Source organism: Streptomyces sp. NPDC048521 (genome assembly GCF_043199855.1).
GTDB lineage: Bacteria > Actinomycetota > Actinomycetes > Streptomycetales > Streptomycetaceae > Streptomyces.
Genome location: NZ_JBICWR010000001.1, coordinates 307,351 through 321,217 on the forward strand (window position 1 = coordinate 307,351; position 13,867 = coordinate 321,217).

Consider the following 13,867-nt stretch of genomic DNA (forward strand, 5'->3'; position numbering starts at 1 on the left):
CGGCGCCCACCGTCGCTGCCCCGCGCTCCCCGGCGCTCACTCGTCGAGGAACTCCTCCACCACGGCGAGGAACTCCTCCGGTCGGGTCTCGTGCACCAGGTGCCCGGCGTCGACGGTCACCAGCCGGGCGTCCGGAATCAGCTCGGCCAGCCGGGCGACCTGGTCCTGCGGGATGAGACTGGTGGGACCGCCCCCGATGACCAGCGTGGGCATGGTGATCCGGTCCATGTGGTCCCACCACACAGGATCGGGGGCGTTGCGCTGCCGATCGGTGGCCCGCACCATCGCCCAGTCGAACGGCAGCTCGCCGTCGGGTCGTTCGGCGGGCGGCCGGGGCGGGTCCAGCGGCACCGGCGCGCACACGTCCTCCAGCACCAGGCGTCGTACGGTCGCCGGATGGCGCTGGGCCAGCAGATACGCGACGAGGCCGCCCAGCGAATGCCCCACGACGTCGGCGCTGTCGAGTCCGAGGGCGGCCAGCAGGGCACGGACGTCCTCGCACATCGTCTCGGCCGAGTACCCCCCGGGCCAGTCGCTGTGTCCGTGGCCGCGCAGGTCCGGGGCGTACACCCGGCGCGGGCGGGGTGGCGCCGCGAGCCGCTCCGCGATCCCCGCCCAGTCCGCGCCGTCGGCGCCCCGGCAGTGCAACAGCAGCAGGGGCGGGGCGTCCGCCGGGCCCCACCTGCGGCAGGCCAGGGTGATTCCGTTGGCCTCGATGGCGTGCGGCGCCGCGGTGTCCATGCCCGGCACGCTAGCCGAGCGGTCGGGTCCGGGGCGGCTCAATCTGCCGTCGGCAGAGCGGAGCGGGCGGACCGGTCGAGGAAGGCACGCGTACGGCGCAGGAAGAACTCCGGGTCGTCCAGCCAGGGGTAGTGGCCGGCGCCGGGCTGGACGGCCGTCTCCGCGTTCGGGAAGGCCCGCGCGGCACGGCGGGCGAGATCGGGGCGTGGGCCGCCGTCGAGTTCGCCCGCGTACACGAGGACCGGGGCGGTCAGGGCCGCGAGGGCGGCACGGGTCGCGTCCGGGGCGAAGGCGCCGTCGGCGAAGTAGCGCTCCCCCGCCTCCTCGTTCGTCTGCTCCGGTTCGGCGTCCGAGTGCGCCCGGGCGGTGTCGTCCCAGCGGCCGTAGAAGAACGGCAGGAACACGTCGTCGAAGTCGGCGTCCCCCGCGAGCCAGGCCCGGAAGGCCGGGAACGCGTCCTCGAACCACGGCTCGCGCGTGCGCAGTCCGGCCGCCGCCAGCCGGTCCTCGGGCGTCGCCCGCATGCCCAGGGCCGACGGGTTGGGGGTGATCAGCAGGAGCCGTCGTAGCCGGTGCGGGTAGCGGGCCGCGTAGAGCGTCGCCAGGGCGGCGCCGGCCGAGTGGGCGAGCAGATCCATATGCTCCAGACCCATGTGGGCACGCCATACCTCCACGTCCTCGACCATCCGGTCGCAGCGGTACGTCGCCGGGTCCGCCGGGACCGCGGAGTCACCGGTGCCCCGGAGGTCGAGCAGGGCCAGCCGGCGGTGCGCGGTCAGCCCGCCCAGGTCCCCGAGGTAGGCGGAGGCGCGCATGGGGCCGCCGGGCAACACGGCGAGCGTCTCGCCCTCGCCCCGGAGGTGATAGGCGAGCCGCGTACCGTCGGCCGCGATGAAGGTCGGCATGCAGGTGATCATGGGCGCGGACCCCGCCGGTACGCAACGCCTTTCCGCGCGCGGCCCTGCGCCGCCGCTTCGGTGCAGAGGTGCAGAGGTGCAGAGGTTCCGGCGGCCGAGGTTCCGAGACTGCGAGGGCTCGCGGGGCATCCCCGTACGGAAAATCGCTGCCACCCTCTTGCCTCGAGCGGCGCGGCCTGAATTACTGGCCCCGGAACAGAACGACCGAATGATCGGTCGTCCGGAATGTGCGGGCGGCAAGGGAGACGTCTCGATGGCGGATGCGACGGATCTGCTCGATGCGGGCGAGCGGCTCGGGCCGGAGGAGCTGCGGGAGCTTCAGCTGGAGCGGCTGCGTGCCTCCCTGCGGCACGCCTACGACCACGTGCCGTTCTACCGGGAGTCGTTCGACAAGGCCGGCGTCCGCCCGGAGGACTGCCGTTCGCTCGCGGACCTGGCTCACTTCCCGTTCACGACCAAGGCGGACCTGCGGGAGAACTATCCGTACGGCATGTTCGCCGTGCCCCGCGAGCGGATCCGCCGGCTGCACGCCTCCAGCGGCACCACGGGGCGCCCCACGGTGGTCGGTTACACGGAGAACGACCTTTCCATGTGGTCCGACATGGTGGCGCGGTCGATCCGTGCGGCCGGCGGCCGGCCCGGCGACATCGTGCATGTGGCGTACGGCTATGGCCTGTTCACCGGTGGTCTGGGCGCCCACTATGGTGCCGAGCGCCTGGGCTGTACGGTCGTCCCGGCCTCCGGCGGGGTGACGGCGCGGCAGGTGCAGCTGATCCAGGATCTCGAACCGGCCGTCATCATGGTGACCCCCTCCTACATGCTCACACTGCTGGACGAGTTCGAACGGCAGGGCGTGGACCCGCGCGGCACCTCGCTGCGGGTGGGCGTCTTCGGAGCCGAGCCCTGGACCGAGCAGATGCGGCGTGAGATCGAGGAGCGGTTCGCGATCGACGCCGTCGACATCTACGGCCTGTCCGAGGTGATCGGTCCGGGTGTGGCCCAGGAGTGCGTGGAGACCAAGGACGGTCTGACCGTGTGGGAGGACCACTTCTACCCGGAGGTGGTCGATCCGATCACGGGCGAGGTGCTGCCGGAGGGCGAGCGGGGCGAGCTGGTGTTCACCTCGCTGACCAAGGAGGCCATGCCGATCGTCCGGTACCGGACCCGCGATCTGACCCGGCTGCTGCCCGGCACGGCCCGGGTGTTCCGGCGGATGGAGAAGGTCACCGGCCGCAGCGACGACCTGGTGATCCTGCGCGGGGTCAACCTGTTCCCCACCCAGATCGAGGAGATCGTGCTGCGCACGCCCGGTGTGGCGCCGCACTTCCAGCTGCGCCTCACCCGGGAGGGCCGTCTGGACGCGCTGACCGTCCGGGCCGAGGCCCGCCCGGGCGCGACGGCGGAGGTACGGCAGGAGGCGGCCCGGTCCATCGTCGCGGCCGTGAAGGACGGCATCGGCGTGTCCGTCGACGTGGAGATCGTGGAACCGGAGTCGCTGGAGCGCTCGGTGGGCAAGATCCGCCGGATCGTGGACCTGCGTCCGCGGTAGGGCCTGTCCCACGATTTCCGTCCGCCGCGCGGCCGCCCTTCGGGCGACGACGCGCCTTGCCGGACAGGCCCTGGCGGGCGTGGCCCCGCGCCGCCGATCCCACGAGCTGAGCCCCATCACATCGACGTACCCCGAAACGTCGTCGGGGACCTATACTCCGCAACCATGACGGACACCGCCCCCAGCCCGGACCCCGACCTGGTCAACGCGCTCCGAGCGCTGTCCAACCCGGTGCGGTTGCAGATGCTGCGGTGGCTGCGCGAGCCGGAGCGGCACTTCCCGATGGAGGCGGCCATCGCCCATCCGGCCGAGGTGGGTGTGTGCGTGAGCCACATCCAGGCGAAAGCGGGCCTGGCCCAGTCGACCGTGTCGGCCTATCTGGCGGAACTCCAGCGGGCGGGCCTGGTACGGGCGACCCGGGTCGGCAAGTGGACCCATTACAAGCGGGACGAGCAGCGCATCGCCGACCTCGTCGCGGAGCTGGGGCGGACGCTCTGACCCCGCGCCCCTCGGCCACCGGGGCTCACCCTTGCACTTCATATCGAAATTCTGCGATATTCCGATTGAGCGATACCAGCAGCCACGTCCGCCTTGTGAGGAGCACACTCATGGACCTCGGCACCTTCGGGATCTACACGTTCGACTTCGAGCACCAGCCGGCCGCGCAGGTGCGGGAGTCGGTCCAGGAACTGGAAGAGCTGGGCTGGCGGGCGCTCTGGATCCCGGAGCTGCTCGGGCGGGACGCGTTCACGCACGCCGGCTTTCTGCTCGCCTCCACGCGGCGGCTGAGCGTGGTCAACGGGATCGCCCGGATCTGGTCCCGGGAAGCACGCTGGACGTACGGGGCCGCGCTGCTGCTCGCGGACGCCTACCCCGGTCGGCACGTGCTCGGCCTGGGCTTCGGCGGTGATCCCCGGCCCGGGATCAAGCCGCTGGCCGCCATGGCCGCGTACCTCGACGAGCTGGACGCCCCGCAGAGCCCCAACCCGCGCCCCGGGGCACGGCTACGGCGCCTGCTGGCCGCCTACGGCCCGAAGATGCTGGAGCTGGCCCGCGACCGCGCCGACGGCGCCCAGACCTACCACGTGAACGTGGCCCACACCGCGCAGGCGCGGGAGATCCTCGGGCCGGACGCCTTCCTGGCCGTGGAGCACGCGGTGCTGTTCGAGACCGATCCGGACCGGGCCCGCGCCGTGGCGCGCGCGCATCTGCGCGGCTACCTCGAAACCCCCTACAACATCGCCAAGTTCCGTCGGCTCGGGTACACGGACGACGACCTCTCCGGCGGCGGCAGCGACCGTTTCGTGGACGACCTGGTGTTCTGGGGCGACCCGGACGAGGTCGTCCGGAAGCTGCACGGCCATGTGGAGGCCGGCGCCGACCATGTGGCCGTGCAGGTGATCGGCGTCGAACCGGGCGCTTCCGCGCTGCCGCACTGGCGCGTGCTGGCCGACGCGCTGTCGCCGTCGAAGCGCCCGGCTAACCGCTGAAGCGGTCCCGCAACTCGCGCTTGAGGATCTTCCCGCTGGCGTTGCGCGGCAGCCCGTCCACGAACAGCACCCGCTTGGGCGCCTTGAAGGCCGTGAGTTTTCCCTTCACATGGTCGATCAGCTGCTCCTCGGTCACCTCGCCGCGCGGGACGACGACCGCCGTGACCGCCTCGATCCACCGCTCGTCGGGCAGGCCGATCACTGCGGCCTCGGCCACCGCCTCGTGGGTGTACAGGGCGTCCTCGATCTGGCGGGAGGCGACCAGCACACCACCGGAGTTGATGACGTCCTTCACCCGGTCGACGATGGTGAAGTAGCCGTCGGCGTCGCGCACCGCGAGGTCGCCCGAGTGGAACCAGCCGTCCCGGAACGCCTCGGCGGTCTCCTCGGGCTTGTCCCAGTAGCCCTCGCACAACTGCGGTGAGCGGTAGACGATTTCGCCCGGCGTGCCGTCGGGGACGTCCTCCCCCTCGTCGTCCACGACGCGGGCGTCCACGAACAGCACGGTCCGGCCGCAGGAGTCCAGCCGGCCCGTGTGCTCGTCGGGGCCCAGCACGGTGGCGAGCGGGCCGATCTCGCTCTGCCCGAAACAGTTGTAGAAGGCGAGCCCCGGCAGGCGTTCGCGCAGCCGCTCCAGCACGGGCACCGGCATGATGGACGCGCCGTAGTACGCCTTGCGCAGCCCGCCGAGGTCGCGGGTGGCGAAGTCGGGCCGGTTCGCGAGGCCGATCCACACCGTGGGCGGCGCGAACAGGCTGTCCACGCGGCCGGCTTCGACGAGATCGAAGAGCCGGTCCCCGTCCGGCGCGTCCAGGATGATGCTGGTCGCGCCGACCGCCAGGTAGGGCAGCAGGAACACGTGCATCTGGGCGGAGTGGTAGAGCGGCAGCGCGTGCACGGGACGGTCTCCGGCGCTCAGGTCGAGGGCCGTGATGGCGCTCAAGTACTCGTGCACCAGGGCCCGGTGGGTCATCATCGCGCCCTTGGGCAGAGCGGTCGTGCCGGAGGTGTACAGCAGCTGCACCAGGTCCTCGGTGCGGGGCTCGGGCCCGTCGTACGGAGGTGCGTCCGGCAGCCGGGCCAGGAGGGAGTCCTCACTGTTCCGCAGCGGCAGTACGCGTACGCCCCGCGGAAGCCGGCCGGCGAGGTCCGGGTCCGCGAGCACCAGCGTGCTGCCCGACTGGCCGACGAGGTACGCCAGGTCGTCCCCGGTGAGGTTCTGGTTGACCGGTACGTGGACCAGGCCCGCGCGGGCGCAGGCCAGGAACCCGATCAGGTAGGCGTCGGAGTTGTGGCCGAAGGCGCCGACCCGGTCGCCCGGCGCGAGTCCTTGCGCGCGCAGGAGCCCGGCCGCACGGGAGACGGCGTCGTCGAGTTCCTCGTAGGTCCATCTGCGCTCGAGGTACTCCACCGCGACGCGTGCCGGGGTGCGCCGGGCGCTGCGTCGCAGGACCCCGTCGACCGTACTGCCGTGTCCCTGCATCATGACAGCCGATCCTCGGGCCGCCGGACCCGCCGGTCAAGCACCCGGGGCCGCGGTCACAGCGGCCGGGTGCGCCCTTCCCGGCAGGGGGCGCTCAGCCGCGACGCCGATGCGTGCGGAGGCAGGCGGAACGTGGTGTTCGGCGGGGCACGCACGCCCGGCGGACACCGCCCGCATCACGGCCGTGGGAGGGCAGGAGTCGGCCGGCCAGGGCGGACCGGGAGGCGGGCCAGGACGACCAGCGGGAGAGGTCAGTTGCGTTCCAGGACCGCCATCGCCGCGTTGTGTCCCGGTACCCCGCTCACCCCTCCCCCGCGCACCGCGCCCGCGCCGCACAGCAGGACGTTGGTGTGCCGGGTCTCCACACCCCAACGCCCCGTGTCCTCCTGGGCGTACGGCCAGGACAGGGCCCGGTGGAAGATGTTGCCGCCGGGCAGCCGCAGATCCCGTTCGAGGTCGAGCGGGGTCTTCGCCTCGATGCAGGGACGGCCGTCGGCGTCGGTGGCCAGGCAGTCGGCGAGCGGTTCGGCGAGGTGGGCGTCGAGCTGGGCGAGGGTCGACTTCAGCAGTTCCTCGCGTACCGCGTCGTTGTCCCGGTCGAAGAGCCGGGCCGGGGTGTGCAGTCCGAAGAGGGTGAGGGTCTGGTAGCCGCGCTCGGCGAGGTCCGGGCCGAGGATGGTGGGGTCGGTCAGGGAGTGGCAGTAGATCTCCGAGGGGGGCGTGGCGGGGAGTTCCCCGGCGGCGGCCTGGGCATGGGCGGTGGCCAGCTGCCGGTAGCCCTCGGCGATGTGGAAGGTGCCGGCGAAGGCCTCGCGGGGATCGGCGTCGGGGTCGCGGAGCTTCGGCAGCCGCGTGAGCAGCATGTTGACCTTGAGCTGGGCGCCCTCGGCGGGCTCCGGCGAGGTGTCGCCGGTCAGGGCGGCCAGTGCCTGGGGGGAGGCGTTGACCAGGACGTGCCGGGCGGCGGCGGCGCCCTCCCCGTCGGCGGTGCGGTAGGCGACCTCGGCGGTGTGCCCGTCGGTGTCGATGCGGACCACCTCGTGTCCGGTGGCGATGACCGCGCCCGCCGAGCGGGCCGCCGCGGCCAGCGCGTCGGTGAGGGCGCCCATGCCGCCGACGGGCACGTCCCAGGCTCCGGTTCCGCCGCCGATGACGTGGTAGAGGAAACACCGGTTCTGGGCGAGGGAGGGGTCGTGGGCATCGGCGAAGGTGCCGATCAGCGCGTCGGTGAGCACGACGCCCCGGACCAGGTCGTCGCTGAACCTGCCCTCGACGGCGACACCGATCGGTTCCTCGAACAGTGCCCGCCAGGCGGTCTCGTCGTCGATGCGGCGGCGCAGCTCGTCGCGGGTCGGCAGGGGTTCGGTGAGTGTCGGGAAGACGCGCTGGGCGACCTGGCCGGTCATGCCGTAGAAGCGCTGCCAGGCGTCGTACTCGCGCTCGCCTCCGGTCAGCCGGGTGAAGGCCTCCCGGGTGCGCTGCTCGCCACCACCGACGAGGAGTCCGGTCGGCCGTCCGTCCCGCTCCACGGGCGTGTACGAGGAGATCGTGCGGGAGCGGAGGCGGAAGTCCAGGCCGAGGTCGCTGACGATCTTCTGCGGGAGCAGGCTGACGAGGTACGAGTAGCGCGACAGACGGGCGTCGACACCGGCGAAGGGGCGGGTGGAGACGGCGGCGCCGCCCGTGTGGTCCAGCCGTTCCAGCACCAGCACGGACCGGCCGGCCCTGGCCAGGTAGGCGGCGGCGACCAAGCCGTTGTGGCCGCCGCCGACGATGACGGCGTCGTACGCGCGGGTTCCCTCGTTGGCAGGCATGGTCCTTCGTAACACGCGCTGATCCGCGGCGGCCAGAGGCGGGCCCACTGGACCCCACCGAACCCCCGCCTGAACACCGGCCGCCGTCTCCCGGCCCCCGTCAGGTTTCCCCGGATGTCCCGCGCCGGCGGACCGCCGCGACCCGGCGGTAGAGCTCCCGGGCCTCCGTGGCGCGGCCGAGGGGGGCCGTTCCTCGGGTCGCTTGGCGAGTAGGTCGAGGATGACGCGGTCGAGGAAGGACGGCAGCTCCGGGCGCCGCTCGCGTGGCGGCGGGGGCGGGGTGTCGCGGTGGCCGAGGAGGATCGCCCAGGCGTCCTCGAGATCGAACGGCGGTGTGCCCGTGGCGATCTCGTACAGGACGCAGCCCAGCGAGTACAGGTCGCTGCGCTGGTCGACCGCGCCGCCGCCGATCTGCTCCGGGGACACGTAGTGCGGGGTGCCGAGTGCGACACCGGTACCGGTCAGCCGGGCGGTGAAGCCGATGTGGTGGCCCAGACGGGCGATGCCGAAGTCGCAGATCTTCACGGTGCCGTCGGTCAGCAGCACGATGTTGGCGGGCTTCAGGTCCCGGTGGACCACGCCCTGTCGATGGGTGTAGGCGAGGGCGGCGGCGACCTGGCCGGCGATCTCGGCCACGTCGTCCACGGGCAGCGGATGTCCTTTGTTGTCCTCCAGCAGCCGGCTCAGGTCGCGGCCCTCCAGCAGCTCCATCACCAGGTAGGGGACGCCGTCGTCCTCGCCGAAGTCGTGGACGACGGTCACTCCGCGGTGGGAGAGCGCGGCGGCCACCCGGGCCTCCCGGCGGAACCGCTCCCGAAGAACCTGGGTGAGGGACGGATCGGGGTACGGGCCGGGCGGCTTGAGGCATTTCACCGCGACCCGCCGGCCCAGGGACTCGTCCCGGGCCCGCCACACCTCGCCCATCCCGCCCCGCCCGATCAGGTCGAGGAGCCGGTACAGGCCCTGAATGAGCTTGTGCTCCCCCATAGCGATCCGCCGCCCCCGTCGCCGTCCGCCCCCGCCCCCGGGAGGCCGTCGCCGGACCGCACGCGGCCGCACCGGGTCGCCCCGGTCCGCGACACACCCCCCTGCTCGTCCATCATGGCGGCCTATCGTCCGACTTTGTACGGTGCGGGACGCACCTGCGGGCCGAGCCTCGCCATCGCGCGCAGGATGTGTTTGGGCGGAAGCTGCCAGCGCACACGTGCGGGAATGCGGCGCAGCAGGGCGCCCGTGGTCCGGAGTCTGCGGGTGACGACGGCGGGTGCCGGGGCGGGTCTGCCGTACAGCTGGTGGGCGTACGGCGGCAGTGCGGCGTACGCCAGGCGCGCCACGCGCCGCCACAGCACCTCGCGCGCCGGGACGAGGAGGGGGTGCGTCGGTGGACGGAGCAGGAAGTCGTCCACCTCGTGCGCCTCGGGCCCCGCGGCGAGTTCGGGCCGCACCCGCTCGAAGTACGCGGCGAGTTCCGCCCGGTCGGCCGGTACCGTCTCAGGATCGAGGCCCACCAGGCGGGCGCTGACCCGGTGTTCGGCGATGTACCGGTCGGCGTGGGCGTCGCCGAGCGGAAAACCGGAGCGGCGCAGCACGTGCAGATAGGAGTCGATCTCCGCGCAGTGCACCCACAGCAGCAGCTCCGGCTCGTCCACGCCGTACCGCTCACCGGTGTCCGGGTCGGTCGCCGTCAGCATGCTGTGGATCTTCCGCACGCGGGCGCCCGCGCGTTCGGCGGCCTCGGTCGTGCCGTACGTCGTGGTGCCGACGAAGTCGGCCGTGCGCATCAGCCGGCCCCACGCGTCGCGGCGGAAGTCGGAGTTCTGCATGACGCCGCGGACCGCGCGCGGATGCAGAGCCTGGAGGTAGAGCGCGCGGACGCCGGCGACCCACATCATGGGGTCGCCGTGCATCTGCCAGGTCACGGAGTTCGGCGTGAACAGCCCGGGATCACCCATGCCCGAAGGCTAGCGCCGCACCCTCGGTGATCAGCCGCCGGCCCTGGTTCTCCTCGCCGCCCCGGCGGAGACGGGGCCCCGGATGTTCTCGTAGTGGCCGGCGGGGGTGTCTTCAGGGAGGCCAGGTGGGTGCCGGCGTCGGGCTCGAGTTCAGGTGGCCCGGTCAGGCGCGGAGCTGCGCGAGGGCGGTCACCGCAGGCTCTCCAGGAATTCCGAGCAGGCGTCGGCGCAGGACCGGCACGTCGCCGCGGCCGACTCGGCGCCGGGGTGCTCGTCGAAGGCGCGGGCGCATTCGAGGCAGACGGAGCGGCACCACTCCAGCCGGACCCGGATGCTCTCCTCGTCCTGGCTGTTCTCCTCGCACAGGGCGCGGCAGGTGGCGTCGCACACCTCGGCGCACATGATGCCCAGCCGGCGTACGCGCTCCTGGCGCTCGGTGCCGTCCGGGTCGACGAGGCTGGCGTGGACCGCACAGGCCCGGGCGCATTCCGTGCAGGCCTGGGCACAGGTGAAACGGTCCTCCAGGAACCGGTAGAGCTGCTGCTGCGAGGTCGGCGGTGTCACATCCTGCGGGTAGCCGGGCCGGGGAGCCGCAAACCACCGACCCCGGACCGGAAAGGCGGCAAAAAGGTGCGGGGGGAGGGGCTGAGCGGCAGCTGGACCGCGTCGCCGTCCGTCGACGACCGGTCACCGATAACGTCCGGTTCATCCCCTTCTGGGCGGGTATCCCTGTCCTATGACTACCGCATCGACGCAGCTGGCCGCGGCGAGCGGCCTGATGAGCCTCGTGCTATTCATCGTGGCCATGGGTCTCCTGGCGCTGCTCGCCGGCGGCTTCTGGATGAACTCCCGCATCAAGTACCGCGAGTCCGCCCGGCCGCGACCGGAGGAACAGCCTCAGCTGCCACCGGACGGGCCGGTGCACGAGATCCGGGAGAACCGGGAATCCGCGGAGATTCCGAAGATGCCCAAGGGCGGTCGCCCGCTCACCCCGTACGAGCTGAGCAACATGGACTCCAAGACCAGCGAGTCCAAGGACCGTCCGCGCTGGAGCCGGGGGTCCAGCGGCTCGTTCGGCGGCGGCGGACTCGGCGCCCACTGAATCCCCCGCGCGGCCCACGCGGCCCGCGCCACGACCCGGTCACCGGCCCGCGCCGGACCGCCGGGCGCCTCTAGGAACCCTTCCGGGTGGCGTCCAGGCGGCCGACGCGGGCCACATTGCGCACATCCTCAGGGTCCTGGCTGGGCTCGGCGGCGAACCAGGCGTCGAGGATCTCCTTCAGCACCGGCTCCGAGGTCAGGCGCAGGCTGAGCGCCAGCGCGTTGGCGTCGTTCCAGCGGCGGGCGCCGTCCGCCGTGGTGGCGTCGGTGCACAGGGCGGCGCGTACGCCCGGCACCTTGTTGGCCGCGATGGACGCGCCGGTACCGGTCCAGCAGCACACCACCGCCTGCTCGGCCAGGCCCTCGGCGACGTCCCGGGCGGCCGCCTCCGAGCAAGCCGCCCACTGCGCGTCGGCCCCGGGTCGCAGGGCACCGTGCGCGCGGACCTCGTGCCCGCGCTGCCGCAGCTCCGCCACGAGGAGGCGGGCCACGGGTTCGTCCATGTCGGAGGAGACGGAGATCCGCATATGGGGAGCGTAGCGCCTGCCCGGCGGCGGCAGTGCCTACGCACACCACGGCCCCGCAGGCGAGGGCGGTGCCTGCGGGGCCGGCGGGAAGGTCTGACCATGGCCGTGTCTCATCGGCCGTGTCAGCGGTGGTCTCGGCCGTGGGTCAGGGGTGATCGGGCTGCTGCGCCGGAGGCACTCCGCCGCCCTCGCCCCCGCCCTTGCCGCTCTTTCCACCCTTGTCAGAGCCGTGCGGGCGGGCGCCCGCGCCGCGGTCGGCCGACTGGCGGGCCTTGAGCTCGCCGCTGTCCTGCGGGGTGGAGCCTCCCTTGTCACTGCGCCGCTGTTCGGGCTGCTGCGGATTGGACATGCGCCCGACTCCCTCCAGGTGGTGTGTGTTCGCTGCGGGGTCCGGGTTCCCAGGGCTGCGCGGGTGACGCACATCCGGTGGACCGGCTCAGGGGGCGGAGCAGGTCAGCATCCTGTGGAGATGTTCCAGGGCGTCGAGGAGCACCGAGCGGTGGTACCAGCTCAGCCATGCCGCCATGTCGGAGGCCAGCACGCCGAAGGCCTCGGCCTGCGCGGCGGTCGGCCGGTGACCGGCGTCGGGCCAGTGCAGACTGATCACGCCGGTGCAGGAACCGGCCGAGGACAGCACGGGGACGCTCTGCAGGGCGTGTGTGCCGGTGGTCAGCAGAGCACGCCGGCACTCGTCGGAGAGCAGGGCGTCGGCGGCCACGTCGGGCACGCTCACCCGGCGTCCCCGGATCCGGGCGGCGGCGTCGGCCGTGCCGTCGTCCCAGCCGCGCACGAGGTGGTCGAGGAACGTTTCCGCGCAACCGTGGTGGGTCTCCAGCATCAGCGCGTTGACGGCGGGGTCCACGCACTGCACGTACCCGGCGGGCGCCTGCCCGACGGCCAGTGCCTCACGCAGCACCGCCTCGATCATCTGCCGCCGGTAGCGCGGGTCCCGGCCGCCCCGGCCCAGGAGGCGCAACTGCGGCACGGGCAGGGCGCGGCGGCCCGGGAACCACACCTCGCCGTCCGGGGGCCGGGCCACCACCACGGCGGAGACGAGGACGCGCAGCGGTACGTTGAACCGCTGCGAGGCATCGCGCAGCGCCCGGAAGGCGCAGCCGGGGTCCGGCAGGCCGTAACGGACCATCAGCGTGCCCTGCGCCATGCCGATCACCGGGGCGGTGCGCACCCGGGCGCGCAGCGCGCGGACCTCCTTGTGCAGGTCCTCGTAGGAGGGCCGCAGCGGGTCCGCCATCTGCGACCGCCAGGCGGGCAGCTCCTCCACGCGGGCGGCGGCACGCGCCAGCTCCCGCAGCGCCTCGTCGAGGGTGGCGTACAGCTGGACGCCGTCCAGACGGGCGAGGTGCACCGCCTCGCGCACGCCGGGGCGGGCCCGGACGATGATCAGGTCCGGGCGCCCGACGCGCATCCGGGTGGTCTCGCTGAGCGTGCGCAGCACGGCGGCGCCGCCCAGCTGTACATGGGCCATGTCCAGGACGGGCCGCAGCCCGGCGCGGTCGGCCTGTTCCAGATGGCCGCGCAGCTCCGCCGACCAGGCCTGGACCCCGTGCGTGCCGAGGCTGCCGGACATGCGCAGGAGCAGGGCCCCCTCGGCGGGCAGGCCCTCGACGACGGAGGACTCGATGACCAGGGAGGCCGGTGCGCCGGGCCGGTCGGAAGGGGCTTTCATGGCATCACCGCATCCCCAGACAAGACGTCACAGAAAACTCGGTCGGCCTCTTCCTGACCACCTTGCACGGTAGGTGACAGACGCTCAACCGCATCGTCCACCGCGCCGGGTGAGCCGCCCGTGCTCGCGTCAGCCGGCACCGCCGGGTTCGTCCGGTCCCCCGCTCCGGGACGCCAGCGTCTCCAGGGCCGACGCCATCGTGGCATGCACCCGCACGCCCGGCAGGCCGGCCGTCCGCAGCGCCTCCCGCACGTGGGGTCTCGGCTGTACGACGGGCAGGGCACGGCCGGAGCAGGCGAGGACGCCGGTCGCCCGGTCCAGGGACCGTACGGCGGCCGCGCAGGCCAGATACACCTCGGTCAGGTCTAGCAGGGGGTGTTCCGCGGCCTGGTCGGCGTGCGCGATGTGGTCCGCGAGGGCCTTGCAGAACTCCAGGGCGTTGCACGTGTCGACCGTGCCCCGGGCTTTGAGGACACTGATTCCCCCGACCTCGGGGCGGTGCTCGTGCACGGTCTGCAGAAGCAGCGGGGCCGGGCCGCCGGGGCGGGCGCGGGCACGGAGGACCTGACCGTTTTCCATGGGGATCGGGCTTCCTGGGCGGGGAAG

The 13,867-nt window shown here is 73.0% G+C and carries 14 protein-coding genes and 1 pseudogene; 4 read left to right on the forward strand and 11 right to left on the reverse strand.

Annotation, left to right across the window (positions count from 1 at the left end; translation table 11 throughout):
- Nucleotides 1–36 precede the first annotated feature (36 nt).
- Together ACGFRF_RS01400 and ACGFRF_RS01405 are read right to left on the reverse strand one after the other, a co-directional pair.
- Nucleotides 37–741: an alpha/beta fold hydrolase gene (locus tag ACGFRF_RS01400; RefSeq protein WP_393736009.1), complete on the reverse strand. Its 705-nt coding sequence runs from the start codon at nucleotides 739–741 to the stop codon at nucleotides 37–39.
- Nucleotides 742–779: 38 nt separating this feature from the next.
- Nucleotides 780–1,646 carry an alpha/beta fold hydrolase gene (locus ACGFRF_RS01405; protein WP_393736011.1) on the reverse strand — a complete coding sequence of 289 codons (867 nt, stop codon included), beginning with the start codon at nucleotides 1,644–1,646 and terminating at the stop codon, nucleotides 780–782.
- Between the two features lie 265 nt (nucleotides 1,647–1,911).
- On the opposite strand from ACGFRF_RS01405, the gene paaK reads away from it, so the two are divergent.
- The 3 genes from paaK to ACGFRF_RS01420 all read left to right on the forward strand — a co-directional run bounded on the left by paaK (nucleotide 1,912) and on the right by ACGFRF_RS01420 (nucleotide 4,697).
- The gene (gene paaK / locus ACGFRF_RS01410) at nucleotides 1,912–3,207 is read left to right on the forward strand and encodes a phenylacetate--CoA ligase PaaK (protein ID WP_393736013.1); all 1,296 of its coding nucleotides are present in this window, start codon (nucleotides 1,912–1,914) and stop codon (nucleotides 3,205–3,207) included.
- 165 nt (nucleotides 3,208–3,372) lie between these two features.
- Entirely contained in the window at nucleotides 3,373–3,705 is a 333-nt protein-coding gene (locus ACGFRF_RS01415) for an ArsR/SmtB family transcription factor (RefSeq protein ID WP_393736015.1), read from the forward strand.
- A 110-nt stretch (nucleotides 3,706–3,815) separates the two neighbouring features.
- On the forward strand, nucleotides 3,816–4,697 hold the full coding sequence (locus ACGFRF_RS01420) for a TIGR03620 family F420-dependent LLM class oxidoreductase (protein ID WP_393736017.1): 882 nt from the start codon (nucleotides 3,816–3,818) through the stop codon (nucleotides 4,695–4,697).
- Here the strand turns inward: ACGFRF_RS01420 and ACGFRF_RS01425 are convergent.
- From ACGFRF_RS01425 to ACGFRF_RS01445, 5 genes and pseudogenes are all read right to left on the reverse strand, one after another.
- Nucleotides 4,687–6,183 carry an acyl-CoA synthetase gene (locus ACGFRF_RS01425; protein ID WP_393736019.1) on the reverse strand — a complete coding sequence of 499 codons (1,497 nt, stop codon included), beginning with the start codon at nucleotides 6,181–6,183 and terminating at the stop codon, nucleotides 4,687–4,689. The genes ACGFRF_RS01420 and ACGFRF_RS01425 overlap by 11 nt on opposite strands.
- A gap of 248 nt (nucleotides 6,184–6,431) precedes the next feature.
- Complete coding sequence (locus ACGFRF_RS01430; protein WP_393737086.1) at nucleotides 6,432–7,994, reverse strand: phytoene desaturase family protein; 1,563 nt, start codon at nucleotides 7,992–7,994, stop codon at nucleotides 6,432–6,434.
- Nucleotides 7,995–8,189: 195 nt separating this feature from the next.
- Nucleotides 8,190–8,981 (reverse strand): annotated as a pseudogene (locus ACGFRF_RS01435) (serine/threonine-protein kinase); the annotation flags it as partial.
- Nucleotides 8,982–9,103: 122 nt separating this feature from the next.
- On the reverse strand, nucleotides 9,104–9,946 hold the full coding sequence (locus tag ACGFRF_RS01440) for an oxygenase MpaB family protein (protein ID WP_393736021.1): 843 nt from the start codon (nucleotides 9,944–9,946) through the stop codon (nucleotides 9,104–9,106).
- Between the two features lie 189 nt (nucleotides 9,947–10,135).
- The gene (locus tag ACGFRF_RS01445) at nucleotides 10,136–10,510 is read right to left on the reverse strand and encodes a ferredoxin (RefSeq protein WP_393736023.1); all 375 of its coding nucleotides are present in this window, start codon (nucleotides 10,508–10,510) and stop codon (nucleotides 10,136–10,138) included.
- Nucleotides 10,511–10,682: 172 nt separating this feature from the next.
- On the opposite strand from ACGFRF_RS01445, the gene ACGFRF_RS01450 reads away from it, so the two are divergent.
- Nucleotides 10,683–11,048, forward strand: a complete 366-nt coding sequence (locus tag ACGFRF_RS01450; protein WP_393736025.1) for a DUF6479 family protein — start codon at nucleotides 10,683–10,685, stop codon at nucleotides 11,046–11,048.
- Between the two features lie 70 nt (nucleotides 11,049–11,118).
- Here the strand turns inward: ACGFRF_RS01450 and ACGFRF_RS01455 are convergent, their stop codons facing one another.
- The 4 genes from ACGFRF_RS01455 to ACGFRF_RS01470 form a co-directional block, all read right to left on the reverse strand.
- Nucleotides 11,119–11,574 (reverse strand): RpiB/LacA/LacB family sugar-phosphate isomerase, encoded by a 456-nt coding sequence (locus ACGFRF_RS01455; protein ID WP_393736027.1) that lies wholly within the window; start codon nucleotides 11,572–11,574, stop codon nucleotides 11,119–11,121.
- Nucleotides 11,575–11,719: 145 nt separating this feature from the next.
- The gene (locus tag ACGFRF_RS01460) at nucleotides 11,720–11,923 is read right to left on the reverse strand and encodes a hypothetical protein (protein ID WP_393736029.1); all 204 of its coding nucleotides are present in this window, start codon (nucleotides 11,921–11,923) and stop codon (nucleotides 11,720–11,722) included.
- A gap of 87 nt (nucleotides 11,924–12,010) precedes the next feature.
- Nucleotides 12,011–13,261, reverse strand: a complete 1,251-nt coding sequence (locus ACGFRF_RS01465) for an ANTAR domain-containing protein (protein WP_393736031.1) — start codon at nucleotides 13,259–13,261, stop codon at nucleotides 12,011–12,013.
- Nucleotides 13,262–13,390: 129 nt separating this feature from the next.
- Complete coding sequence (locus ACGFRF_RS01470) at nucleotides 13,391–13,840, reverse strand: anti-sigma factor antagonist (RefSeq protein ID WP_393736033.1); 450 nt, start codon at nucleotides 13,838–13,840, stop codon at nucleotides 13,391–13,393.
- Between the last annotated feature and the right edge of the window lie 27 nt (nucleotides 13,841–13,867).